This window comes from Enterobacter cloacae complex sp. HYC003_NIDB, from assembly GCF_056673375.1.
Genome location: NZ_CP114220.1, coordinates 2987916 through 3012732, shown reverse-complemented (window position 1 = coordinate 3012732; position 24817 = coordinate 2987916). Strand labels below are relative to the sequence as shown.

Sequence of the window (24817 nt, the reverse complement as noted above, 5' to 3'; positions counted from 1 at the left end):
AAGAGGAATACCATGAGTTTTGAAGGAAAAATTGCCCTGGTGACCGGCGCAAGCCGCGGTATTGGGCGCGCTATTGCTGAAACACTGGTTGCGCGCGGCGCGACGGTGATCGGGACTGCGACCAGCGAGAATGGCGCACAGGCCATCAGCGACTATCTGGGTGCGAACGGTAAAGGTCTGGTACTGAATGTGACTGAACCAGCATCTATCGAATCTGTTCTGGAAAATATTCGCGCAGAGTTTGGCGAAGTGGATATTCTGGTCAATAATGCCGGGATCACTCGCGACAACCTGCTGATGCGAATGAAAGACGACGAGTGGAACGATATTATCGAAACCAACCTGTCATCTGTATTCCGTCTGTCAAAAGCGGTAATGCGCGCTATGATGAAAAAGCGTCATGGTCGTATTATCACTGTAGGTTCTGTGGTTGGTACCATGGGAAATGCTGGTCAGGCTAACTACGCTGCGGCGAAAGCAGGTCTGATCGGTTTCAGTAAGTCGCTGGCGCGTGAAGTCGCGTCCCGCGGAATTACTGTAAACGTTGTTGCTCCGGGCTTTATTGAAACGGACATGACGCGTGCGCTGACTGATGAGCAGCGTGCGGGTACGCTGGCGGCAGTTCCGGCGGGTCGTCTTGGCGACCCTAAAGAAATCGCTAGCGCGGTTGCATTTTTAGCCTCTGACGAAGCGGGTTACATCACTGGTGAAACCCTCCACGTCAACGGCGGGATGTACATGGTTTAATCACGATCGAAAATATTTGCGTTATTTGGGCAAATGGCCTCAAAATAACGTAAAATCGTGGTAAGACCTGCCGGGATTTAGTTGCAAATTTTTCAACATTTTATACACTACGAAAACCATCGCGAAAGCGAGTTTTGATAGGAAATTTAAGAGTATGAGCACTATCGAAGAACGCGTTAAGAAAATTATCGGCGAACAGCTGGGCGTTAAGCAGGAAGAAGTTGTGAACTCCGCTTCCTTTGTTGAAGACCTGGGCGCAGATTCTCTTGACACCGTTGAGCTGGTAATGGCTCTGGAAGAAGAGTTTGATACTGAGATTCCGGACGAAGAAGCTGAGAAAATCACCACCGTTCAGGCTGCCATTGATTACATCAACGGTCACCAGGCGTAAGTGAACATCTCCAGGCGGTCATTCGACCGCCTGAGTTTTATCTTTTGTTGTCCCACGAATCTCTTTTTTTATCCCTCCCTGGAGGACAAGCGTGTCTAAGCGTCGTGTAGTTGTGACCGGACTTGGCATGTTGTCTCCTGTCGGCAATACCGTAGAGTCCACCTGGAAAGCTCTCCTTGCCGGTCAGAGCGGCATCAGCCTAATCGACCATTTCGATACTAGCGCCTATGCAACGAAATTTGCTGGCTTAGTAAAGGATTTTAACTGTGAAGAGATCATCTCGCGCAAAGAACAGCGCAAGATGGATGCCTTCATTCAATATGGAATTGTCGCTGGCGTTCAGGCCATGCAGGATTCTGGCCTTGAGATTACGGAAGAGAACGCGACCCGTATCGGCGCCGCTATCGGCTCCGGGATTGGCGGTCTTGGTCTGATTGAAGAAAACCATACATCTCTGATGAATGGCGGCCCGCGTAAAATCAGCCCGTTCTTCGTTCCGTCTACGATTGTCAACATGGTGGCAGGTCACCTGACCATTATGTTCGGCCTGCGTGGCCCAAGCATCTCAATCGCGACAGCCTGTACGTCTGGCGTGCATAACATCGGCCAGGCCGCGCGTATCATTGCGTACGGCGATGCAGATGCTATGGTTGCGGGCGGCGCTGAAAAAGCCAGTACCCCGCTGGGCGTCGGTGGCTTCGGTGCAGCGCGTGCGCTCTCTACCCGAAACGATAATCCTCAGGCGGCGAGCCGTCCGTGGGATAAAGACCGTGATGGTTTCGTGCTGGGTGACGGTGCAGGTATGATCGTACTGGAAGAGTACGAACACGCGAAAAAACGTGGCGCGAAAATTTATGCTGAAGTTGTTGGCTTTGGCATGAGCAGCGATGCTTATCACATGACGTCTCCTCCAGAGAACGGCGCAGGCGCTGCGCTGGCGATGGAAAACGCCATTCGCGATGCGGGCATTACGCCGGCACAGATTGGCTACGTTAACGCCCATGGGACGTCTACCCCTGCGGGCGATAAAGCAGAAGCGCAGGCTGTTAAGTCTATCTTCGGCGAATCTGCCGGCCGCGTAATGGTAAGCTCCACGAAATCCATGACCGGTCACCTGCTGGGTGCTGCGGGGGCAGTAGAGTCAATCTACTCTATCCTCGCGCTGCGCGATCAGGCTGTACCGCCAACCATCAACCTGGATAATCCGGATGAAGGTTGCGATCTGGACTTCGTTCCTCACGAAGCGCGCCAGGTTAGCGGTATGGAGTATACCCTGTGTAACTCCTTCGGCTTCGGTGGGACTAACGGCTCTCTGATCTTCAAAAAGGTCTGAGTCTGGTTGGTCGCTGACGATAAAAAAAGGTCCGCTTGCCGGGCCTTTTTTATTAGGCGGAATCCCCTTGTCCGGCTGTCCACATCCTGCCAGACTGAGCCTCCACGCATAAGGAGCCACCATGTTTTTAATTAATGGCCTTGAGCAAGACACGCTGCCGGCAAGCGACAGGGCGACCCAGTTTGGCGATGGCTGTTTCACGACTGCGCGTATTCTCGACGGTGGCGTGTGTCTGCTCGGGGCCCATATCCTTCGTTTACAAAAAGCCTGCGAAGCATTACTGATCCCCTTCTCGCAGTGGGACATTCTTGAAAGTGAAATGCGTCGGCTGGCGTCAGATAAAGCAAGCGGCGTCCTGAAAGTCATTGTTAGCCGCGGGAGCGGTGGCCGGGGCTATAGCGGTTCTGCCTGTCTGCATCCTACGCGGATCCTTTCCGTTTCAGATTATCCTTCCCATTATGCGCACTGGCGTGAAGAGGGCGTAGCCATGGCGTTAAGTCCGGTACGTCTGGGGCGAAACCCGATGCTCGCTGGCATAAAACATCTCAACCGCCTTGAACAGGTGCTTATTCGTACTCATCTTGAGCAGACGGAGGCCGGGGAGGCGCTGGTTCTTGACAGCGAAGGGTACATTACGGAATGCTGTGCGGCTAATTTACTCTGGCGGAAGGGCAGTGACGTGTTCACGCCTTCGCTGGAGCAGGCCGGCGTCAACGGCATTATGCGGCAGTTTTGTCTGCACCAGCTGGCACGCGCAGGCTTTCGCGTTGTCGAAGTCAACGCTAAGGAAGAGGCGCTGCTGTCTGCCGATGAAGTCGTAATCTGCAATGCGCTGATGCCCGTTGTCCCCGTTCGCGCTTATGGCCGCAAATGCTGGTCATCCCGCGAGCTGTTCCAGTTTCTGGCCCCGTTATGTGAGCAAACCAGGTAGTCATGAAGAAAATGTTACGCTTTGTCCTCCTTCTTATCGTTGCGTTCGGTATCGCTGGCGGAGCGGGAGTGTGGAAAGTCCGTCAGCTGGCGGAGAGTCAGATTCTGATAAAAGACGAGACGATTTTTACCCTGAAAGCGGGGACCGGGCGGCAGGCGCTTGGTCAGCAGCTGTATGACGACAAAATTATCAATCGCCCACGCGTATTCCAGTGGCTGCTGCGTATTGAACCGGACCTGTCCCATTTCAAGGCCGGCACCTATCGCTTTACCCCTGGCATGACCGTGCGCGAGATGCTGCAACTGCTGGAGAGTGGTAAAGAAGCCCAGTTCCCGCTGCGTTTTGTGGAAGGTATGCGTCTGAGCGATTACCTCAGGCAGCTGCGGGACGCGCCATACATTAAGCATACGCTGAAAGATGACCGCTACCAGACCGTGGCAGACGCCTTAAAATTCGAACATCCCGAGTGGGTGGAAGGCTGGTTCTGGCCCGATACGTGGATGTATACGGCAGGCACTACCGATGTGGCCATTCTGAAGCGCGCGCACAACAAAATGGTCGCGGCGGTAGACGCTGCCTGGAAAGGGCGAGCAGAGGGCCTGCCTTATAAAGATCAAAACCAGTTCATGACGATGGCCTCGATCATCGAGAAAGAGACGGCCGTGGCTGCCGAACGTGACCAGGTTGCCTCGGTGTTTATTAACCGTCTGCGCATCGGCATGCGTTTGCAAACCGATCCTACCGTCATCTACGGCATGGGCGAAAACTACAACGGCAGGATTTCCAGAAAAGATCTGGAGACGCCAACGGCGTATAATACCTACGTGATTAGCGGCCTGCCGCCTGGACCGATTGCGACGCCGAGTGAAGCTTCGTTGAAGGCCGCCGCGCACCCGGCCAAAACGCCGTATCTCTATTTTGTGGCTGACGGAAAAGGGGGGCATACGTTTAATACCAACCTGGCCAGCCACAATCGCTCCGTTCAGGACTATCTGAAGGCACTTAAGGAAAAAAATGCGCAGTAAATACATTGTCATTGAGGGACTCGAAGGGGCGGGCAAAACAACTGCCCGTAACGTGGTGGTGGATACGCTTACGTCGCTTGGCGTCGCCGACATGGTCTTTACCCGCGAGCCGGGCGGTACGCAGCTGGCGGAAAAACTGCGCAGTCTGGTTCTGGATATCAAATCCGTTGGCGATGAAGTTATTACCGACAAAGCGGAAGTGCTGATGTTCTATGCTGCGCGCGTTCAGCTGGTGGAGACGGTGATCAAACCCGCTCTGGCAGAAGGGAAATGGGTGATTGGCGATCGCCACGATCTCTCAACCCAGGCGTATCAGGGCGGGGGCCGGGGTATCGATCAGGCCATGCTGGCTACGCTTCGCGACGCGGTTCTGGGCGATTTCCGTCCTGACCTGACGCTGTATCTGGACGTAACTCCTGAGGTGGGCCTGAAGCGCGCCCGTGCCCGCGGCGAACTGGACCGCATTGAACAGGAGTCTTTTGATTTCTTTAACCGCACCCGTGCGCGTTATCTGGAACTGGCCGGGCAGGACAAGACCATTCGTACCATCGATGCGACGCAATCCCTTGAAGACGTTACGCGTGATATTCAGCAGACCGTTACGCAGTGGCTACAGGAGCAGCAGGCATGAAATGGTATCCATGGTTGCGCCCACACTTTGAACAGCTGATCGGCAGCTATCAGGTTGGTCGGGGGCATCATGCGTTACTGATCCAGGCGCTGCCGGGAATGGGTGATGATGCGTTGATTTACGCCATCACCCGCTTTCTGATGTGCCAACAGCCGGAAGGACATAAAAGCTGCGGTAAATGCCGGGGTTGCCAACTCATGCAGGCGGGCACGCATCCTGACTATTACACCCTCGAACCCGAGAAGGGCAAAAATACGCTCGGTATCGACGCGGTGCGTGAGGTCAGTGAGAAACTGTACGAATATGCGCGTCTGGGGGGGGCGAAAGTGGTGTGGCTGAATGACGCCGCGCTACTCACGGAAGCCGCAGCCAACGCCCTGTTAAAAACCCTGGAAGAGCCGCCAGAGAATACCTGGTTTTTCCTCTCCTGCCGCGAGCCGGAACGCTTGCTGGCGACGCTGCGCAGTCGCTGCCTTCTTCACCACCTCGCTGTCCCTCAGGAATCCTGGGCGCTCGCCTGGCTTGAGCGAGAAGTGACGGTGTCACAAGATGCGGCGCGCTCGGCGTTGCGCCTGTGCAGCGGTGCGCCTGCGGCTGCGCTGGCCTTATTGCAGCCGGAAGTGTGGTCCCAGCGTGAAACGCTATGTCGTGCGGTTGAATCAGCCCTCGACAGCCATGACTGGCTTAGCGTGCTGCCAGCGCTGAACAGCGATCAGGCACCGGAACGGCTGCACTGGCTGGCCGCGCTGCTGCTGGATGCGCTCAAAATCCAGCAGGGGGCGACGCTTCTGACTAACCCTGACGTGTGGGCGCTGGTCACCACGCTGGCGAATCGCCTGTCAGGGCAGTCGCTGCACGCTATCCTTCATGATATCTGCCAGAGTCGTGAACAACTTTTGACGGTAACCGGTCTCAATCGCGAGCTTTTACTGACCGACCAGTTACTGCGTATCGAACACTACCTGCAACCAGGCGTCATACCGCCGGTTTCCCACCTCTGAGAGAGACATTATGTTTTTAGTCGACTCACACTGCCATCTCGATGGCCTGGATTATCAGTCCCTGCATAAAAATGTGGACGACGTGCTGGCGAAAGCCGCCGCGCGCGATGTGAAATTTTGCCTGGCCGTGGCGACCACGTTGCCGGGTTACCGCGCCATGCGTGAACTGGTAGGCGAGCGCGATAATGTCGTCTTCTCCTGCGGCGTGCATCCGCTGAATCAGGATGAAGCGTACGACGTTGAGGATTTACGCCGTCTTGCCGCAGAAGAGGGCGTAGTGGCGATGGGCGAGACCGGTCTCGACTATTTCTACACCCCGGAAACGAAACCTCGCCAGCAGGAATCCTTCCGCAACCACATCCGTATTGGCCGTGAACTGAATAAGCCTGTTATCGTTCATACCCGCGATGCGCGCGCCGACACGCTGGCGATCCTGCGGGAAGAAAAGGTGACGGATTGCGGTGGCGTACTACACTGTTTCACTGAAGACAGAGAAACGGCGGGTAAGCTGCTTGATTTAGGCTTTTATATCTCGTTCTCGGGGATTGTAACGTTCCGGAATGCTGAGCAACTGCGTGATGCGGCGCGATATGTTCCGCTGGATCGTATTCTGGTGGAAACCGATTCCCCGTACCTGGCACCGGTGCCTCATCGCGGCAAAGAAAATCAGCCAGCGATGACCCGGGATGTCGCTGAGTATATGGCCGTTCTGAAAGGTGTCAGTATTGAAGAGCTGGCTCGCGTGACAACGGAAAACTTCGCCAGTCTGTTCCATATCGACCCCGCCCACCTGCAATCTGTCTGATACGCCTGTTATTTTTAGGCTCGTAATTAATAAGTAAAACGAGTAAAGTTCACCGCCTCATTTGGGGCGGTGATGGCGTTTTTAGACACATCCAGACATGCTTTATGTAAATATCTGCAAGTTTTTTGGCCGTCTTGAACTGAAACGTGATAGCCGTCAAACAAACTCAGAGGGAATTATTTTACTCTGTGTAATAAATAAAGGGCGCTTAGATGTCCTGTCCACGGCGCGGTACTCCCCCCGGGCCAATGCGTGAAAACGTAAAAAAAGCACAAATACTCAGGAGCACTCTCAATTATGTTTAAGAATGCATTTGCTAACCTGCAAAAGGTCGGTAAATCGCTGATGCTGCCAGTATCCGTACTGCCTATCGCAGGTATCCTGCTGGGTGTCGGTTCTGCAAACTTCAGCTGGCTGCCAGCCGTAGTTTCCCACGTGATGGCCGAAGCAGGCGGTTCTGTTTTTGCTAACATGCCGCTGATCTTCGCTATCGGTGTTGCTCTGGGCTTCACCAATAACGACGGTGTATCCGCGCTGGCGTCCGTTGTTGCTTACGGCATCATGGTGAAAACCATGGCTGTGGTTGCGCCGCTGGTACTGCACTTACCTGCTGAAGAGATTGCCGCTAAGCATCTGGCGGACACCGGTGTTCTCGGTGGTATCATCTCCGGTGCGATTGCAGCGTATATGTTTAACCGCTTCTATCGCATCAAGCTGCCTGAGTATCTGGGCTTCTTCGCGGGTAAACGTTTTGTGCCGATCATTTCTGGTCTGGCCGCGATTTTCACCGGTGTGGTTCTGTCTTTCATCTGGCCACCAATCGGTACAGCAATCCAGACCTTCTCTCAGTGGGCGGCTTACCAGAACCCGGTTGTGGCGTTCGGTATCTACGGCTTCATTGAGCGCTGCCTGGTACCATTTGGTCTGCACCACATCTGGAACGTTCCATTCCAGATGCAGATTGGTGAATACACCAACGCAGCAGGTCAGGTGTTCCACGGCGACATCCCACGCTACATGGCGGGTGACCCAACGGCAGGTAAACTGTCTGGTGGCTTCCTGTTCAAAATGTACGGTCTGCCGGCCGCCGCAATTGCGATCTGGCATTCTGCTAAACCAGAGAACCGTGCAAAAGTGGGCGGTATCATGATCTCCGCAGCGCTGACCTCGTTCCTGACCGGTATCACCGAGCCGATCGAGTTCTCCTTCATGTTCGTTGCGCCGATCCTGTACATCATCCACGCGGTACTGGCAGGTCTGGCATTCCCAATCTGTATCCTGCTGGGTATGCGTGACGGTACGTCCTTCTCTCACGGTCTGATCGACTTCATCGTTCTGTCCGGTAACAGCAGCAAGCTGTGGCTGTTCCCAATTGTGGGTGCGGGCTACGCAGTGGTGTACTACACCGTCTTCCGCGTGCTGATCAAAGCACTGGACCTGAAAACGCCGGGTCGTGAAGATGCAACGGAAGACAGCAAAGCCGGTGCGACCAGCGAAATGGCGCCTGCTCTGGTAGCTGCCTTCGGTGGTAAAGAGAACATCACTAACCTGGACGCGTGTATCACTCGTCTGCGTGTGAGCGTTGCCGACGTTGCGAAAGTAGACCAGCCGGGTCTGAAAAAACTGGGCGCAGCGGGCGTCGTTGTTGCAGGTTCTGGTGTTCAGGCAATCTTCGGTACGAAATCCGATAACCTGAAAACCGAAATGGATGAGTACATCCGCAACAACTAAGCTGTGACCTGGGGAGACTAAGGCAGCCGAATGGCTGCCTTTTTTATTACTGCGGCTTGTGGTGCCGGGTGGCGGCGGCACCTTACCGGGCCTACGTGATGGGTAGGCCCGGTAAGCGCAGCGCCACCGGGCTTCTGTCACTCAGAAATCGTAGCTCGCGCTCACCGAGACGTTCAGCGGCGCGCCATACACTACATAAGAGCCGACGTAATCGTAATACTCTTTGTCGAACAGGTTGTTGACGTTAGCCTGCACCGCAAAATCTTTGGTGACCTGATAACGGCTGAACAGGTTCACCAGCCCATAGCTGCCTTGCTCCGCGCGGGAACGTCCTGCCGGGCCGCCTTCCACGTCCGTCCACACTTTGTTCTGCCAGTTTACGCCACCGCCCACGGTCAGTTCCGGCAGCATTGGCAACTGATAGCGGGTGAAGAGCTTCATGGTTGTGCGCGGCTGATCGGAGCTGACGGCGTTGCCATTCTTATCTTCTGCGATGTAACGCGTCGCGCCGAAGGTCAGCTGCCAGTTATCGGTCAGGGCACCATTGAGCTCGAACTCGACCCCTTTGCTGACCACCCCGTCCAGCGATTCATAGATCGACTCACCGCTCGGCATGTAGGTATAGGTGTTGCTGGCGACGTTATCCTGCTCAATGCGGAAAATCGCCAGCGAGGTGGTGAGGCGGGTATTAAACCAGTCCGCCTTCACCCCGGCTTCGTAGCTTTTACCCGTGGTAGGGTCAAGATAACGTCCGCTGGCATCGCGCTTATCCTGCGGCTGGAAGATAGAGGTATAGCTGACGTAGGTCGACCAGTCCTCATTGATGTCATACACCAGGCCGGCGTACGGCGTGACATCATCTTTGGTGCTTTCCAGACGGGTATTCGGCGATCCTGCCGGGTTATAACGAATGTTATATTGGGTGTAGCGCGCGCCCAGGATCAGGTGCAGCGGATCGGCCAGCGAGAAACGAGCCGACGAATAGGCTGAAGACTGGCGAATATCATCCTTGCTGTAGAGTTTCCACGGCGTCCACTGGGGATCGGCGATGTTCCCGTTCCAGTTCTTAAAGTTGCCGACATCAACCATGCCGTATACCGCATCCGGCATGGAGTTGTCGTAATGGTTACGCTGACGGCTGAAGCTGCCGCCGAACATCATTTCGTGCTGACGGCCAAAGAGATCGAAGCCGCCGCGCAGGAAGGCGTCAACCGCATCCTGTTTACGTTCCCCACGGTTCCAGCCTCCGTAACCCACCAGGCCCGCACCGGTCTCTTTATCCGGATAGCCGGACATATACATCAGTTTGGAGTCGAAGTTGGTTTCAGCGTGCATACCGTTGATGTGCGCTTCCCAGCCATTATCGAAACGCTGAGTCAGGTTAGCGAAGATGCGGGTGCTGTCTTTATCTGAATAAGCCCAGTCAGGTGCGACGGTCTGGCTACGATTGTAGTGGGTCTTACTTCCGTCGCTGTACCAGGTCGGCAGCCCGCCCCAGGTCGGGTCGGCGGTATGGCTTTCCTGATACTCATACCCTACCGAGAGGGTGGTGCTGTCGGTGACATCCGCGTCCATCACGCCGTAGAGGAATTTCTTCCGGTAGTGGTAGTTATCCACGAAGCTGTCGTTGTCCTGATAACCCGTAATCAGACGGCCCCGTACCTTACCTGACTCTACCAGCGGCGCCTGGAGATCCAGCACGTAGCGCTGCTTGTCCCAGCTGCCGTAACTGGCGGAGACGTTACCTTTAAATTCCGGGCTGTCCGCGTGCTTACGCACCATATTAACGTACGCCGCCGGGTTGCCCGTGCCGGACATCAGGCCGGTGGCGCCGCGAACCACTTCGATGCGGTCATAAATCGCGGTATCCGCGGCGGTATCACCAAAGTTCCACACTTCACTGATGGAGGTTGGCAGGTCGTCATAGGCGTAGTTGCTGACGAAAAAGCCGCGTGAGTAAAACACGGTACGGTCGCTGTCCTGCACCTGGGCCGTAATGCCCGTGGTATTCGTCAGCACCTGTCCGATGGATTGCAGATTCTGGTCAGCCATACGTTGCTGGCTGATAACGCTGACGGACTGTGGGATGTCGCGGGGAACCAGCAACAGTTTGGTGCCGGTGGTGGTGGTTTTTACGCTGTAATCCTGATCCTGGCTGGCAGAAAGATCCTGTGTGTTGTCAAAACCCCCGTCTACGACGACGGTATCTTCGGTTGTTGAAGCAGCGAAAGCGGCGGTTGGCGTCAATGCCATAGCAATGCAGGCGGCCAGCAACGAAGGTGTTGCGGCAGGCTGACGTTGCCCATCCCTGGTGTGATTAATGAAAGACATCATCAAACCCTTAGTGAATGGTGAAGGTAATTCGCGACAGTCCCGCTAGCACGGGCTGACGTCGTTTTCTATGTTAAAAATGCGCATGAAAATGCAAATGCGAAATATACGCATTGTGATTAACGCTGTAAACAGATGTTTCGGGATGAACTGAAATAAGGTTTCAGAAAAGAAATGTCCTAAAGCGATGCCTCTTCAGCCAGATGGCGGACAATCAGGAAAGAAATCACGGGAGAAGGTTGAAAGGACAGGAGAAACTCGCTCATACTCTTGTCTTGTGTCACGCAGTAAATCAGACAATGTGTGTTAACAACGGACGCACGACGCCAGATTAAACTTAAAAGGAAAAGGTCATGGCTGAAGAAACGATTTTCAGTAAAATTATCCGCCGCGAAATTCCGTCGGATATTGTCTATCAGGATGAACTGGTCACGGCTTTCCGCGACATTTCTCCCCAGGCGCCGACGCACATCCTTATTATTCCCAATATTCTGATCCCGACCGTGAATGACGTTAAAACCGAGCATGAAGTGGCGCTGGGCCGTATGCTTACGGTAGCCGCGAAAATCGCTGAGCAGGAAGGGATTGCTGAAGACGGATACCGTCTGATCATGAACTGTAATCGCCATGGCGGCCAGGAAGTCTATCATATTCATATGCATCTGCTGGGTGGACGTCCACTGGGACCGATGCTGGCACATAAAGGTCTTTAATATGTTAACTGGGCGTATTGCAGCGCTGATCGTGACGCTGGTAATGGTTGGGTGCAGCGCGCGTCCCGCCATCCCGGTCAGTGAAGAACAGACGCTGGTGATGGAGTCCTCAGTGCTTGCTGCGGGCATCACGGCGGAGAAACCTTCGCTGACCATAAGCGAAATCCAGTCTTCAGCCTCCTCTACGCTCTATAACGAAAGGCAAGAGCCAGTGACTGTGCATTATCGCTTCTACTGGTATGACGTGAGAGGTCTTGAGATGCACCCGCTTGAGGCGCCGCGCAGCGTGACCATCCCGGCAAGATCGTCGGTCACGCTCTACGGCAGCGCCAGCTATCTGGGTGCACATAAGGTGAGACTTTATCTTTATTTGTAAGGAGTGAACCTTGATTAAAACAATGAGCCGTTATGCGCTCCTGAGTGCCTTTGCACTCTTTCTGGCGGGTTGTGTGACGCGAACGGAAGAGCCAGCACCGGTAGATCAGGCGAAGCCGGGAACGGAACAGCCAACAACGCCAGCGCAGCCTGTTCCAACCGTGCCGTCTGTACCGACCATTCCGGCGCAGCCTGGCCCGATCGAACATCCGGACGACACCGCACAGCCTGCGCCGCGAGTACGCCACTATGACTGGAACGGCGCGATGCAGCCGATGGTGGGCAAAATGTTGCAGGCACAGGGCGTTACGCCCGGCAGCGTGCTGCTGGTGGACAGCGTGAACAACCGTACAAACGGTTCCCTGAATGCGGGAGAAGCGACGGAAACCCTGCGCAACGCGCTGGCAAACAACGGTAAATTTACGCTGGTATCAGCTCAGCAGCTCGCGGTCGCCAAGCAGCAGCTTGGTCTGTCGCCTCAGGACAGCCTGGGTTCGCGCAGTAAAGCGATTGGTATTGCCCGCAACGTTGGCGCGCAGTATGTCCTTTATTCTAACGCGACAGGCAACGTGAACACGCCGTCGTTGCAGATGCAGTTAATGCTGGTTCAGACCGGCGAAATTATCTGGTCAGGTAAAGGTGCCGTTACGCAACAATAAGCGCACGCGTCATGACGTCCTGACGCGTTATTTCCCTCAGTACCGTGTTATCGCGCCGCAAGCCCCCGCCGGGCTTGGCGGCGCGAGTTGCATTATTGAGCGTGGCGACCATCGGCTGGTTTTACGTCAGCATCACGATGCCGCCGCGCCTGCCTCCCATTTTCGTCGCCAGTTCCGCGCCCTGAAGCGCCTGCCCGCCGACCTTGCGCCACAACCTCATCTCTTTATCAGAGACTGGATGGCGGTGGCGTTTATTGCGGGTGAGATCAAAAGCGAGCTTCCCGATACGCCTGCGCTTGCAGCCATGCTGTATCATCTGCATCGCCAGCCGCGTCTGGGCTGGCGGGTAACGTTACTTCCTTTGCTGGATCACTACTGGCAGCAGGCTGCGCCTGGACGACGCACGCCCTACTGGCTGGCGCAGCTTAAGCGGCTACGCAGAGCGGGAGAGCCGCAGGCGTTACGTCTGGCGCCGCTGCATATGGATGTCCACGCGGGTAATATCGTTCATACCACGGCAGGCGAGAAACTTATCGACTGGGAATATGCCGGAGACGGTGACGTGGCGCTCGAACTCGCTGCGGTCTGGATGCCTGATGAGGCGTCGCGCGAGCAGCTGATAACCGCCTATGCCCGAAACGCCAACATCAATGCGCTCACCCTTGCGCGGCAGGTCGCGCGCTGGCGTCCGTGGGTGTTGATGCTGATGGCGGGATGGTTTGAAATGCGCCTTCAGCAGACAGATGACAAACAATTTATTGCGCTGGCAAATGATGCCTGGCGTCAGTTACAAACGAAAGGATAAGAGAGGTAGGTGTGGGTCCAGTAATGTTGGATGTCGAAGGGTTTGAGCTGGATGCGGAAGAGCGCGAAATTCTGGCGCATCCGCTGGTAGGGGGGCTGATTCTTTTCACCCGCAATTATCATGATCCGGAGCAGTTGCGTGAGCTGGTTCGCCAGATCCGTGCGGCGTCGCGCAATCACCTGGTGGTGGCCGTAGACCAGGAAGGTGGGCGTGTGCAGCGTTTCCGCGAAGGGTTTACCCGTTTACCCGCCGCGCAATCTTTTGCTGCGCTGCTGGGGATCGAAGAGGGCGGTCAACTGGCGCAGGACGCCGGCTGGCTGATGGCCAGCGAGATGATCGCCATGGATATCGACATCAGCTTCGCCCCGGTGCTGGACGTAGGACACATTAGCGCGGCAATTGGTGAGCGTTCGTATCATGACGATCCGCGTATTGCGCTGGCAATGGCGACGCGCTTTATTGACGGTATGCATGCTGCGGGCATGAAAACCACCGGCAAACATTTCCCGGGCCACGGGGCGGTGACGGCGGATTCCCATAAAGAAACCCCGCGTGATCCGCGCCCGGAAGCAGACATTCGCGCTAAAGACATGTCGGTTTTCCGCTCGCTGATCGCTGATAACAAGCTGGATGCCATCATGCCTGCGCACGTCATCTACAGTGAGGTCGATCCGCGTCCGGCCAGCGGCTCTCCGCACTGGCTTAAAACCGTGCTGCGTCAGGAATTAGGCTTCAATGGCGTAATTTTCTCTGACGATTTATCCATGGAAGGGGCGGCGATCATGGGAAGCTATGCCGAACGTGGGCAGGCTTCGCTGGATGCGGGTTGCGATATGATCCTCGTCTGCAATAATCGTAAAGGGGCGGTGAGCGTGCTGGATAACCTGTCGCCGATCAATGCTGAACGTGTTACACAATTGTATCATAAAGGTTCATTTAGTCGTCAGGAGCTGATGGACTCGGCGCGCTGGAAAACGGTAAACGCCCGGCTTGAAGCCCTGAACGAGCGCTGGCAGGCACATAAAGCAGCCCTTTAATTCATCCCGGAAGGCGTAGCGTGGTGAGACGATGATCATTTATTTACACGGTTTTGACTCAAACAGTCCTGGTAATCATGAGAAAGTGCTGCAATTGCAGTTTATCGATCCGGATGTCCGGCTGATCAGTTACAGCACACGTCATCCGAAGCATGACATGCAGCATCTGCTTAAAGAAGTGGATAAAATGTTGCAGCTCAATATCGACGATCGCCCGCTGATCTGCGGCGTGGGGTTAGGAGGATACTGGGCAGAGCGCATCGGTTTTTTGTGCGATATCCGTCAGGTCATTTTTAATCCTAACCTCTTTCCGAACGAAAACATGGAAGGCAAAATCGATCGCCCGGAGGAGTACGCCGACATCGCAACTAAATGCGTGAGCAATTTCCGTGAAAAGAACCGCGATCGGTGTCTTGTGATCCTCTCCCGCAACGATGAAGCGCTGAACAGCTCCCGCGCCGCCGAGCTTCTGCACCATTACTACGAAATTGTCTGGGACGAAGAGCAGACCCACAAGTTCAAAAACATTTCCCCGCACTTGCAGCGTATTAAAGCCTTTAAAACGCTGGGCTGATCTCCCTGAACCTGATAAAGGCCCGGTACGTGAAAGCGTACCGGGCCTCTTTTTTGTCAGAGTTGTCTACTTTTAAACCATCAAAACTTGATACATATCAATTTTGGTATGACCAATGCGCCTGACGTGCTATTCTCAATGAATCTGAATGGTTTCAGCGCAGTAACCTGTTGTTAATTAAGGGTTATTTCTATAACTTTTAATTAACAATTGGTTAATAATTTGAGGGGGTCACGTTGACTACGCCATTGAAAAAGATAGTGATTGTCGGCGGTGGTGCTGGCGGACTGGAGCTGGCGACACAGCTGGGTAAGAAGCTGGGTCGCGGTAAGAAAGCCAAAATCACGCTGGTGGATCGTAACCACAGTCATCTGTGGAAGCCGTTACTGCACGAAGTGGCGACCGGGTCGCTGGATGAGGGCGTGGATGCGCTGAGCTATCTGGCGCATGCGCGTAACCACCACTTCCAGTTCCAGCTGGGTTCGGTGGTGGATATCAATCGTGAAAACAAAACCATCACGCTGGCTGAGCTGCGTGATGATAAAGGCGAGTTGCTGGTTCCTGAGCGCAAGCTGGCCTATGACACGCTGGTGATGGCCCTGGGCAGTACCTCCAATGATTTCAACACCCCAGGCGTAAAAGAGCACTGCATCTTCCTGGATAACCCGCATCAGGCGCGTCGTTTCCATCAGGAGATGCTTAACCTGTTCCTGAAGTACACCAATAACATGGGTGCTAACGGCAAGGTCAACATTGCTATCGTGGGCGGCGGCGCAACGGGCGTTGAATTATCGGCGGAGTTGCACAATGCGGTCAAACAGCTGCACAGCTACGGCTACAAAGGGCTGACTAACGAAGCGCTGAATGTGACGCTGGTGGAAGCAGGTGAACGTATTCTGCCTGCGCTGCCGCCGCGTATTTCCGGCGCGGCGCACAACGAGCTGACCAAACTGGGCGTGCGCGTGCTGACCCAGACCATGGTGACCAGCGCGGATGAGGGCGGCCTGCATACCAAAGACGGCGAATATATCCAGGCCGACCTGATGGTTTGGGCTGCGGGGATCAAAGCGCCTGATTTCATGAAAGATATCGGTGGGCTGGAGACGAACCGCATTAACCAGCTGGTGACAGAGCCGACGCTGCAAACCACGCGCGATCCGGACATCTTCGCCATTGGCGACTGTGCCTCCTGCGCACGTCCGGAAGGCGGATTTGTACCGCCTCGCGCTCAGGCCGCGCACCAGATGGCAAGCCTCGTGCTGCATAACATCCTGGCGCAGATGAAAGGCAAACCGATGAAAGCCTATGTCTACAAAGACCACGGCTCTCTGGTGTCGCTCTCAAACTTCTCCACCGTGGGCAGCCTGATGGGTAACCTGATGCGCGGTTCCATGATGGTGGAAGGGCGCATCGCCCGCTTCGTGTACATTTCTCTGTACCGTATGCACCAGATTGCGCTGCACGGCTACTTCAAAACCGGCCTGATGATGCTGGTTGGCCGCATCAACCGCGTGATCCGTCCACGCCTGAAGCTGCACTAATTTCTCTCTCCCTCCGGGCCCTCCGGAGGGAATTCTTAGCACATCATGCTGTGCATTTCCCTCCTGACGCTTAAGAGTTCTCTTAAACCCACGTTGTCCCGGTCAACAGCCCTGATTTTGATCCTTTATCTTATTGGCGAAGCGTTTATTGCGCTGCAAAATTGCTACCAATTGCAACAAAGGAGGAAGTCCCGTGAATAAATCAATGTTGGCGGGTATAGGGATTGGCGTCGCAGCTGCGTTAGGTGTGGCTGCCGTTGCCAGTCTGAACGTACTTGATCGTGGCCCGCAGTATGCGCAGGTGGTTTCCGCTACACCGATCAAAGAGACGGTCAAGACGCCTCGTCAGGAGTGCCGTAATGTTTCTGTCACCCATCGTCGTCCGGTTCAGGATGAAAACCGTATCGCTGGCTCCGTGCTGGGCGCGGTTGCTGGTGGGGTGATTGGTCATCAGTTTGGTGGCGGCCGTGGTAAGGATGTCGCGACGGTGGTTGGTGCGCTGGGTGGCGGTTATGCCGGTAACCAGGTACAGGGCGCGATGCAGGAAAATGATACCTACACCACAACGCAGCAGCGCTGTAAAACCGTGTATGACAAGTCTGAAAAAATGTTGGGCTACGACGTAACCTACAAAATTGGCGATCAGCAGGGCAAAATCCGCATGGATAAAGATCCTGGCACGCAGATCCCTCTCGACAGCAACGGTCAGCTGATACTGAATAACAAAGTGTAAAAAAGATGTTCTCTGAACTTAGCTCCTCATGCGCTCAGGCTGAGGAGCTTTTTTTTTGCGTCAGAGTTTAAGAAGTTCAGGCCACAGGCGCAGCGTTGTTTGCGTAATCCCCTGCAATTTTTCCAGCGTCGCGCCTTCACGGGCGCTGATGGACATCCCCTGTAAAATACAGCTCAGATACTGGGAAAGCTCCTGCGGACGGCAATGCGCCGGTATTTCGCCGCGCTGCTGACGCTGAGCCAGAAACGTGCTGAGCGTCTCCTCCTGCATCGCATGTCGCGATTTGACCGTGTTGGCAATCTCTTTAGACGATGCCGCGAGGGTCGCGGAGGTGTTGATCATAAAACAGCCCGCAGGCGTGTCCTTGCTGGTATAGCAGGTCGCGATTGCCGTGAAATAATCCTGCAATGCCTGCTCAACCGTTTTTTCTTCGCAGAACAGCTGGGCTTCATGTTTTGCCGCGAAGCGCGAGATGTATCTGTCCAGAACGGCCCGGAATAAGCCTTCTTTGTTGGTGAACTCTGCGTACAGGGTAGGGGCTTTCGCGCCCGTTGCTTCCACGAGATCGGAAAGCGACGTAGCTTCATACCCATGCTGCCAGAAGAGCGTCATGGCCTTATCGAGCGCCGCATCCCTGTCGAACACTTTTGGTCGGCCACGGCTTTTCTTCGCGCAACGCGTAACATCGGTTGTCATGTGCCGTTGGTCCTCTGTTGTTTTGTTGAATAGTCATTATAAAAATAAACGTCTGCAACGACCAGCGGTGATTTCTGAAAAATAATTTAATTTTATCTTTATGAAATATAAGGCAAATGAAATTAATTTAACGACCATTATAAAAATGGGTTGACGTGTGACCTGGATCACATCTATCATTTACCTATCGATCGTTAACTAAATAACTAACGACCACTACATCATCTGCCTAAAGGTATAAAATCATGAAAAACGTTAAAACCCTCATCGCTGCCGCCGTTCTGAGTTCACTCTCTTTCGCAAGCTTCGCTGCTGTTGAAGTGCAATCCACGCCAGCAGACCAGCAGAAAGTCGGTACCATCTCTGCCACTGCCGGGACTAATCTGGGCTCTCTGGAAGATCAGCTGGCACAAAAAGCTGACGAAATGGGTGCGAAATCATTCCGCATCACCTCTGTGACCGGTCCTAACACCCTGCACGGTACCGCTGTTATCTACAAATAAGCGTAACGCAACCCTCCGTTATGCCACTGCAATAAAAAACGCCCTGCTGATGCAGGGCGTTTGTCGTTATTACTGCTTTACATTGATTGCTGAGCAACCTCATGATGCCGCGTGACATCGGTTGGCATCCCCGAGCGCGCTTCCATCGCCCGCTCCATCACCGCGCCATCGGTATTGGCATTCGTTTTAAAGCTCACCATCGAGGCATTCAGATTAATCGGCAGCGTCTGCGGATCGTCATTGATGTTTTTCGATAGCGGCTGGTGGATCTCAACCAGACGAACGCCACCCGGCTCTTCAGACACTTTAATCGGCGTATTAATGATATTCACTTTCGTGCCAGGGGCGATCACGCGGTAGAGCGTTTTGATATCGTCATCGCGCAGGCGAATGCAGCCGGAGCTGACGCGCATCCCGATCCCGAAATCCGCATTCGTTCCGTGCAGAAGATAAACCCCACCGTATGCCGCCAGGCGAATCGCATGGTGCCCCATCGGATTATCCGGGCCAGCAGGCACCACGGCAGGCAGGTCGATACCTTGAGCTTTATAACGGGCGCGAATGTTTGCCGTCGGGGTCCAGGTTGGATTAGCGCGCTTATCAGAGACGGTGGTGATCATGGTAGGCGTGAGCGTATCGCCCCCCAGCTGACCAATACCGATAGGGTAGACGGTCACTTCGTTCTTGCCCGGCGGGTAGTAATACAGACGCAGCTCGGCGAGGTTAATCACAATGCCCTGACGCGGCGCGTCCGGCAGGATGGTTTGCAGCGGAATCGTCAGTACGCTGCCTGCACGGGGCACGTATGGATCTACGCCCGGGTTGGCCTGCAACAGCGCCAGGAACCCGACGTTATATTTTTTGGCAATCGCTTCCAGCGAACCGCCATCGTTTTCAACCACGTGAAAGCGGTTTTCACCTACGACATTGCTGCCGGCAGGCGGAAGAGGCCAGGTATTGGCACGAGCAGGGAGCGCGACGGCAACCGTCGCGGCCAGCGCAAACAGAGTTAACCAGCGGGTAAAACGCGAAGAAATCATCATTATCATAATCCATACAAATGATAAGGTTATTGTTTTATAAGGCGTTAATCATAATTATGGCGAATGTATAGTCGGGAAGTTCGGGCGAAGTGCAAAGAGTTTGTAAATTGTCCCCCCGCCAGCCGGGCGCTGGCGGGGGATACCATTATGCGATGGCGTTCTCTTCCAGCTGACGCATAAAGTTACGCACCCAGTCCATGCGGGTTTTACGTTCCGTCAGATCCTGAGTAAATTTCAGACGCGTCGGGCCATCAAGACGGAAATGCTGCGGCTGTTTTTGCAGGAGGCCAATCAGCCACATCGGATCGACGTGGTTCTTCTCGGCAAACTCAATGACGCCGCCTTTCTCATTGCCTTCAAGTTTGCGAATGCCCAGCTTCTGCGCCTGCTGACGCAGGCGGGCAATATCCAGCAGGTTGCGCGCCGCATCGGGCAATATCCCAAAACGGTCAATCAGTTCGACTTTGATCTCTTCCAGCTCGCCTTCGCTTTTCGCGCTGGCAATGCGTTTGTAGAACGACAGACGGGTATTCACGTCAGGAATAAAATCATCCGGCAGCAGAGAAGGCATGCGCAGTTCCACTTCGGTCTGCTGGCTGGTGAGATCTTCCAGAGACGGTTCACGTCCGGCTTTAAGCGCATCGACGGCATTTTCCAGCAGCTCCATATACAGCGAGAAACCGATGGTTTCCATGGAGCCGCTCTGGTCTTCACCCAGCAGCTCACCGGCGCCGCGGATCTCCAGGTCGTGGGTCGCCAGCGCAAAGCCAGCGCCCAGATCTTCCAGCGAGGCGATAGCTTCCAGACGCTTTTGCGCGTCGGTGGTCATCGCCTTCGGATGCGGCGTCAGCAGCCAGGCGTAGGCCTGATGGTGCGAGCGCCCGACGCGCCCGCGCAGCTGGTGCAGCTGGGCCAGACCGAAGTGATCCGCACGTTCGATAATGATGGTGTTCGCCGTTGGAATGTCGATCCCGGTCTCAATGATGGTGGTACACACCAGCACGTTGAAACGCTGGTGGTGGAAATCGTTCATCACCCGCTCCAGCTCGCGCTCGCGCATCTGGCCGTGACCAATGGCGATGCGCGCTTCCGGTACCAGCTCTGCCAGCCTGTCGGCGGCTTTCTGAATATTTTCAACGTCGTTATACAGGTAATACACCTGGCCGCCGCGCAGCACTTCGCGCAGGATCGCCTCGCGCACCACCAGATTGTCGTACTCGCGAACAAAGGTTTTCACCGCCAGACGGCGCGCCGGTGGGGTGGCGATTATCGACAGATCGCGCATGCCGCTCATCGCCATGTTCAGGGTGCGCGGGATCGGCGTTGCGGTCAGGGTCAGAATGTCGACGTCGGCGCGCATCGCTTTGATGCGCTCTTTATGGCGCACCCCGAAGCGGTGCTCTTCATCCACGATCAGCAGCCCCAGATCTTTCCACTTCACGTCGCTTTGCAGCAGCTTGTGAGTGCCGATCAGAATATCAATTTTGCCTTCGCTTGCCTGTTCCAGGATTTGCGTCTGCTCTTTGGCGCTGCGAAAACGCGACAGCATCTCAATGCGCACCGGCCAGTTGGCGAAGCGGTCGCGGAAGTTGTCGAAGTGCTGCTGGGCGAGGAGGGTAGTCGGCACCAGCACCGCCACCTGCTTGTTGTTTTCCACCGCCAGGAAGGCGGCACGCATCGCCACTTCGGTTTTGCCGAAGCCCACGTCACCGCAGACCAGGCGGTCCATGGCCAGCGGCTGGCACATGTCGCTCAGCACGGCGTTAATGGCCTGGGCCTGATCCGGCGTAGTTTCAAACGGGAAGCTGTCGCAGAACAGCTGATACTGCTCTTTATCATGCTTAAACGCATAGCCCTCTTTGGCCGCACGCTGGGCGTAAATATCCAGCAGCTCGGCGGCCACGTCGCGCACTTTTTCCGCTGCCTTCTGGCGCGCACGCGCCCAGGCATCGCCGCCCAGCTTATGCAGCGGCGCGTTGTCTTCCGCGCCCCCGGCGTAGCGACTGATCAGGTGCAGGGACGACACCGGCACGTACAGTTTGGCGTCGTTGGCGTAGGTCAGCATCAGGTATTCACCTTTGATGCCGCCTGCTTCGAGGGTGGTCATCCCCTGATAGCGACCCACCCCGTGTTCCAGGTGAACGATCGGCTGACCGGGGTGCAGTTCGGCCAGGTTACGGATCAGGGTGTCCGGGTTGATGGTGCGACGGCTGTCCTGACGACGGCGCGCGACGCGCTCGCCCAGCAGGTCGCTTTCACAAATCAACGCCAGGTTATTGAGCGTATCAATGAATCCGTGCTCGGCGGCGCCGATCATCAGGTAACGGCCATTTCCGGTCGCTTCGCTCAGGCGAAGAATGCGCTTCGGCGCAACTTTGATCCGTCCCAGCAGTTCGCCCAGCGCTTCACGGCGACCCTCACTTTCAACGGAGAAGACCACCGGCCCGGTGAAGGACTCAAGAAACTTACGCAGATTATCAAGGGGGGATTTCTGCTGCGCCTGAACGGCCAGGTCAGGCAGCGTCCGGAACGCGAGATTGGTGTTCGCCGCCTTCTCGGCAAGCGCGTCGGTTTTGAGCTGCATGCGCGGCCAGCGTTTCAGCTCGGCGTTGAGCTCGTCGGTACGTAGCCACAGCATTTCCGGCGGCAGCAGCGGACGCATCGGGTCAACGCCCCGGTTTTCAAAGCGGGCGCGCGTTTCGCTTTCAAAGCGGCTGGCACTGGCGTCGATATCCCCGGTGTTAACAATCAGCGTATTCGCCGGGAAGTAGCTGAACAGCGCCGGCAGCGGTTCGTTAAAGAACAGGGGCTGCCAGTACTCGATCCCTGCCGGAAGGGTGCCCTTGCTGACTTGCTGGTAGATATGTTCGGCATCGCGCTTCACGTCGAACCTGTCGCGCCACTGGCTGCGGAACAGCTCGATGGCGGTTTTATCCGTCGGGAACTCATGGGCGGGCAGTAGGTTAATGGAGTCCACTTCCTCCAGCGTGCGCTGGGTGTCAACGTCGAACACGCGCAGGCTGTCGATCTCATCATCAAAGAAATCCAGACGATATGGCCGATCGCTGCCCATCGGATAGAGATCCAGCAGCGCACCGCGCGTCGCGTATTCGCCGTGCTCCATCACCTGGTCGACATGTCGATAGCCGGCTCCGTCCAGCTGCACGCGCAGGGCATCGCGCGACAGGCGCTGGCCTTTTTTCATCACCAGCGCATGGCCGTGCAAATAGCTGTGCGGACAGACGCGCTGCATCAGCGTATTCACCGGTACAATCAGCACGCCGCGCTGCATGGTGGGAAGCTGATACAGCGTCGACAGGCGTGAAGAGATGATCTCCTGGTGCGGAGAAAAACTGTCGTAGGGAAGCGTTTCCCAGTCGGCCAGGCTGAATACCAGACTGTCGGTGAACTGACGAATTTCATCGTGCAGGCGCAGGGCGTTTTGCATGTCCGGGGCAACCAGCACCACCGGCCCAGGATGCCGCTCAGCAATTTCCGCCACCAGGGTGGCGCAGGCCGCGCCCGTGAGTTCGCCCAGCTGGCGCTGGTCGCCCGCTTTGACAGGCAAGGAGTAACGATAGTGTTCAGGCATGGCTATGTCAGAGTCTCTTGGGGATATACCAACAGTATTGGGGCATATCACTGATACGCAATGTCTTTATTATCCTCGATCGTTTTACATAAGCAAATCGTAACCGCACAAGAGGGAAAGTGCCCCCGGATGGGTAGAGGGTTCCTCAGTAATTTGAAAGCAGAAGCAATAACGTTGTCTTCAGACTAACTGAGGGCTTTCAGCGATGCCCTGGTCCGGCTGTAAATCGCTGAGGCGTTTCCTGAAGGCCGGGGCGAGGCGCAGGGATGCGCCGAGAGGGCGTGGCCTGCATGGATGCAGGCTCATGCCCGACCCGATAGCCGGAAGGAATAAGCCGAGGGTATCGCGAAGCGACGATTTACCGCCGGGAGCCGTCTGTGCAGGCCTTATTTTGTAGCCCGTATGGGACAGGGTTAGTTAGCGGGTCGTGGGCACGGGCGAAAGCCGCGCGGGAGGGGAGAAGAAAAGATCGCCAAAGAGGGCGGTCGAGAGCTTACGTGCCCCCAGCCCAACCAGCGTGCAGACGAGCAGGCTGATAAATGGATAAACCAGAATCAGCGTTAACTCCGCCCAGATCGGCCAGTACGCCGCATTCATTTCGCGGATCAGGAGCAGGCTAAATGCCTCGATTAAAATGCGGTGGGTGGTATATATCGCGATGGTGTTTGAACCGATGACGTTCAGCAGGTTATTGGGATGAACGGCATAACGCTGCTCGAAGCTGTAAAAGAGCTTCATGATAACCACGATTGACAGCAGAGAGAGCGGCAGAGGGACGTTAGCGAACCACAGCACCACCGACACCGCACCAGAGGCGATGAGGATCAGCCAGCTGCGGCGCAAATTCATCCCTTTCATCCACGCCATCAACTGCGCGCCGTACCATGCGCCGAGGCTGTAGTAGACCATGTTGCGCACCACGCTGTTCATTCCCCACCACGGTAACGGCAGGAAGTTGATGGCGATGCTTGCCAGCGCCAGAAGCCCCAGCATCGGCAGTTTCCAGCGGCTCAGCAGCTTACAGAGCGTAAAGTAGACCACTAAGGCGTACAAATACCATAGGCTGGTGCTGGCCGTGAGCATTCCCCGTACAAACCCTGAAACGGAATCGGCGTAGGCCGCATTGGATGCTGTCGCCAGCTCTCGCTCGGGGGCGAGCCAGGCATTCAGATGAGTCAGCGCCTGCCATTGCAGGACGCCCCACAGGGCCAAAACCCAGACAATGCTCCAGATCCGCTTGTCGAGACTGGTGCGCCAGTTCACCTCGTCAATATATCGACGGATCAAATAGCCGGAGATAAAGAAAAACACCGGCATACGGAACGGGGCAAGGTAAAGATTAAAGTAGACCCAGCATTTGGCGAGCAGGCCCGATAACGGATGCTGTAGCCCGTCCAGGTGAGGATAAAAGGTGATCACCGAGTGGTAAATCACCACCAGGCAGATACACAGACCTTTTATCTGGTTAATCCATAATGCTTTTTGTTTCATTGTGCGTGACGACCTTGTTGCCATAAACGAAAGGTCGATTGTTGTAAAATGAAACCCTGATGTAACGGGTAACAGTCTGTATCAGGACGATTTTCGGAAAAGGTGGAGGCTGTCTGGCGGAAGTTCAGT

Annotated in this window: 23 protein-coding genes; 18 read left to right on the top strand and 5 right to left on the bottom strand. The window is 55.4% G+C overall.

All coding sequences use genetic code 11. The features are described from left to right. Nucleotides 1-12: 12 nt before the first annotated feature. The 9 genes from fabG (at nucleotide 13) to ptsG (ending at nucleotide 8595) form a co-directional block, all read left to right on the top strand. The gene (gene fabG, locus O1722_RS14405) at nucleotides 13-747 is read left to right on the top strand and encodes a 3-oxoacyl-ACP reductase FabG (protein WP_003857956.1); all 735 of its coding nucleotides are present in this window, start codon (nucleotides 13-15) and stop codon (nucleotides 745-747) included. A 154-nt stretch (nucleotides 748-901) separates the two neighbouring features. Continuing rightward, the gene (gene acpP / locus O1722_RS14400) at nucleotides 902-1138 is read left to right on the top strand and encodes an acyl carrier protein (RefSeq protein ID WP_003857954.1); all 237 of its coding nucleotides are present in this window, start codon (nucleotides 902-904) and stop codon (nucleotides 1136-1138) included. A gap of 91 nt (nucleotides 1139-1229) precedes the next feature. Then, on the top strand, nucleotides 1230-2471 hold the full coding sequence (fabF, locus tag O1722_RS14395) for a beta-ketoacyl-ACP synthase II (RefSeq protein ID WP_032104090.1): 1242 nt from the start codon (nucleotides 1230-1232) through the stop codon (nucleotides 2469-2471). A 121-nt stretch (nucleotides 2472-2592) separates the two neighbouring features. Next, entirely contained in the window at nucleotides 2593-3402 is an 810-nt protein-coding gene (gene pabC / locus O1722_RS14390) for an aminodeoxychorismate lyase (RefSeq protein WP_033487235.1), read from the top strand. Between the two features lie 2 nt (nucleotides 3403-3404). Continuing rightward, nucleotides 3405-4427, top strand: coding sequence for a cell division protein YceG (gene yceG, locus O1722_RS14385; protein ID WP_017384722.1), 1023 nt, complete (start codon nucleotides 3405-3407; stop codon nucleotides 4425-4427). After that, the gene (tmk, locus tag O1722_RS14380) at nucleotides 4417-5058 is read left to right on the top strand and encodes a dTMP kinase (RefSeq protein WP_015570821.1); all 642 of its coding nucleotides are present in this window, start codon (nucleotides 4417-4419) and stop codon (nucleotides 5056-5058) included. Before yceG ends, tmk begins: the two co-directional genes overlap by 11 nt. Further along, nucleotides 5055-6059, top strand: a complete 1005-nt coding sequence (holB, locus tag O1722_RS14375) for a DNA polymerase III subunit delta' (RefSeq protein ID WP_017384721.1) — start codon at nucleotides 5055-5057, stop codon at nucleotides 6057-6059. The genes tmk and holB overlap by 4 nt, the downstream gene beginning before the upstream one ends. Before the next feature lie 10 nt (nucleotides 6060-6069). Continuing rightward, a complete protein-coding gene (locus tag O1722_RS14370) occupies nucleotides 6070-6864 on the top strand; it encodes a metal-dependent hydrolase (protein WP_017384720.1) in 795 nt (264 codons plus the stop codon). Between the two features lie 297 nt (nucleotides 6865-7161). Further along, nucleotides 7162-8595: a PTS glucose transporter subunit IIBC gene (ptsG, locus tag O1722_RS14365; RefSeq protein WP_003857942.1), complete on the top strand. Its 1434-nt coding sequence runs from the start codon at nucleotides 7162-7164 to the stop codon at nucleotides 8593-8595. A gap of 141 nt (nucleotides 8596-8736) precedes the next feature. Here the strand turns inward: ptsG and fhuE are convergent, their stop codons facing one another. Next, a complete protein-coding gene (gene fhuE, locus O1722_RS14360) occupies nucleotides 8737-10926 on the bottom strand; it encodes a ferric-rhodotorulic acid/ferric-coprogen receptor FhuE (RefSeq protein ID WP_033487233.1) in 2190 nt (729 codons plus the stop codon). A gap of 353 nt (nucleotides 10927-11279) precedes the next feature. Here fhuE and hinT point away from each other — a divergent pair, with 353 nt between their 5' ends. The 8 genes from hinT to O1722_RS14320 all read left to right on the top strand — a co-directional run bounded on the left by hinT (nucleotide 11280) and on the right by O1722_RS14320 (nucleotide 17363). Further along, nucleotides 11280-11639 carry a purine nucleoside phosphoramidase gene (gene hinT, locus O1722_RS14355; RefSeq protein WP_006809243.1) on the top strand — a complete coding sequence of 120 codons (360 nt, stop codon included), beginning with the start codon at nucleotides 11280-11282 and terminating at the stop codon, nucleotides 11637-11639. A 1-nt stretch (nucleotide 11640) separates the two neighbouring features. Continuing rightward, on the top strand, nucleotides 11641-12015 hold the full coding sequence (locus O1722_RS14350; protein WP_003857939.1) for a YcfL family putative periplasmic lipoprotein: 375 nt from the start codon (nucleotides 11641-11643) through the stop codon (nucleotides 12013-12015). Nucleotides 12016-12028: 13 nt separating this feature from the next. Beyond that, nucleotides 12029-12673: a penicillin-binding protein activator LpoB gene (gene lpoB, locus O1722_RS14345; protein WP_085929697.1), complete on the top strand. Its 645-nt coding sequence runs from the start codon at nucleotides 12029-12031 to the stop codon at nucleotides 12671-12673. Then, nucleotides 12654-13478, top strand: coding sequence for a thiamine kinase (thiK, locus tag O1722_RS14340; RefSeq protein ID WP_017384718.1), 825 nt, complete (start codon nucleotides 12654-12656; stop codon nucleotides 13476-13478). Before lpoB ends, thiK begins: the two co-directional genes overlap by 20 nt. An 11-nt stretch (nucleotides 13479-13489) precedes the next feature. Next, nucleotides 13490-14515 (top strand): beta-N-acetylhexosaminidase, encoded by a 1026-nt coding sequence (nagZ, locus tag O1722_RS14335; protein WP_003857934.1) that lies wholly within the window; start codon nucleotides 13490-13492, stop codon nucleotides 14513-14515. Nucleotides 14516-14546: 31 nt separating this feature from the next. Continuing rightward, nucleotides 14547-15089: an alpha/beta hydrolase YcfP gene (gene ycfP, locus O1722_RS14330; protein ID WP_006809239.1), complete on the top strand. Its 543-nt coding sequence runs from the start codon at nucleotides 14547-14549 to the stop codon at nucleotides 15087-15089. Between the two features lie 236 nt (nucleotides 15090-15325). Next, nucleotides 15326-16630, top strand: coding sequence for an NAD(P)/FAD-dependent oxidoreductase (locus O1722_RS14325; protein ID WP_017693633.1), 1305 nt, complete (start codon nucleotides 15326-15328; stop codon nucleotides 16628-16630). 193 nt (nucleotides 16631-16823) lie between these two features. Continuing rightward, nucleotides 16824-17363 carry a glycine zipper 2TM domain-containing protein gene (locus O1722_RS14320; RefSeq protein ID WP_017384715.1) on the top strand — a complete coding sequence of 180 codons (540 nt, stop codon included), beginning with the start codon at nucleotides 16824-16826 and terminating at the stop codon, nucleotides 17361-17363. A 60-nt stretch (nucleotides 17364-17423) separates the two neighbouring features. Here O1722_RS14320 and O1722_RS14315 read toward each other — a convergent pair whose 3' ends face one another. After that, nucleotides 17424-18059: a TetR/AcrR family transcriptional regulator gene (locus O1722_RS14315; protein ID WP_033487231.1), complete on the bottom strand. Its 636-nt coding sequence runs from the start codon at nucleotides 18057-18059 to the stop codon at nucleotides 17424-17426. A 245-nt stretch (nucleotides 18060-18304) separates the two neighbouring features. Between O1722_RS14315 and bhsA the strand changes: the two genes are divergently transcribed. Continuing rightward, entirely contained in the window at nucleotides 18305-18562 is a 258-nt protein-coding gene (gene bhsA, locus O1722_RS14310; RefSeq protein ID WP_006809234.1) for a multiple stress resistance protein BhsA, read from the top strand. 77 nt (nucleotides 18563-18639) lie between these two features. On the opposite strand, the gene ldtC is transcribed toward bhsA, so the two are convergent. The 3 genes from ldtC to O1722_RS14295 form a co-directional block, all read right to left on the bottom strand. Beyond that, nucleotides 18640-19605 (bottom strand): L,D-transpeptidase LdtC, encoded by a 966-nt coding sequence (gene ldtC / locus O1722_RS14305; protein WP_017693632.1) that lies wholly within the window; start codon nucleotides 19603-19605, stop codon nucleotides 18640-18642. A gap of 145 nt (nucleotides 19606-19750) precedes the next feature. Beyond that, nucleotides 19751-23197, bottom strand: a complete 3447-nt coding sequence (gene mfd / locus O1722_RS14300) for a transcription-repair coupling factor (protein WP_033487229.1) — start codon at nucleotides 23195-23197, stop codon at nucleotides 19751-19753. Between the two features lie 417 nt (nucleotides 23198-23614). Then, entirely contained in the window at nucleotides 23615-24688 is a 1074-nt protein-coding gene (locus tag O1722_RS14295; RefSeq protein WP_023296315.1) for an acyltransferase family protein, read from the bottom strand. Nucleotides 24689-24817: the final 129 nt, after the last annotated feature.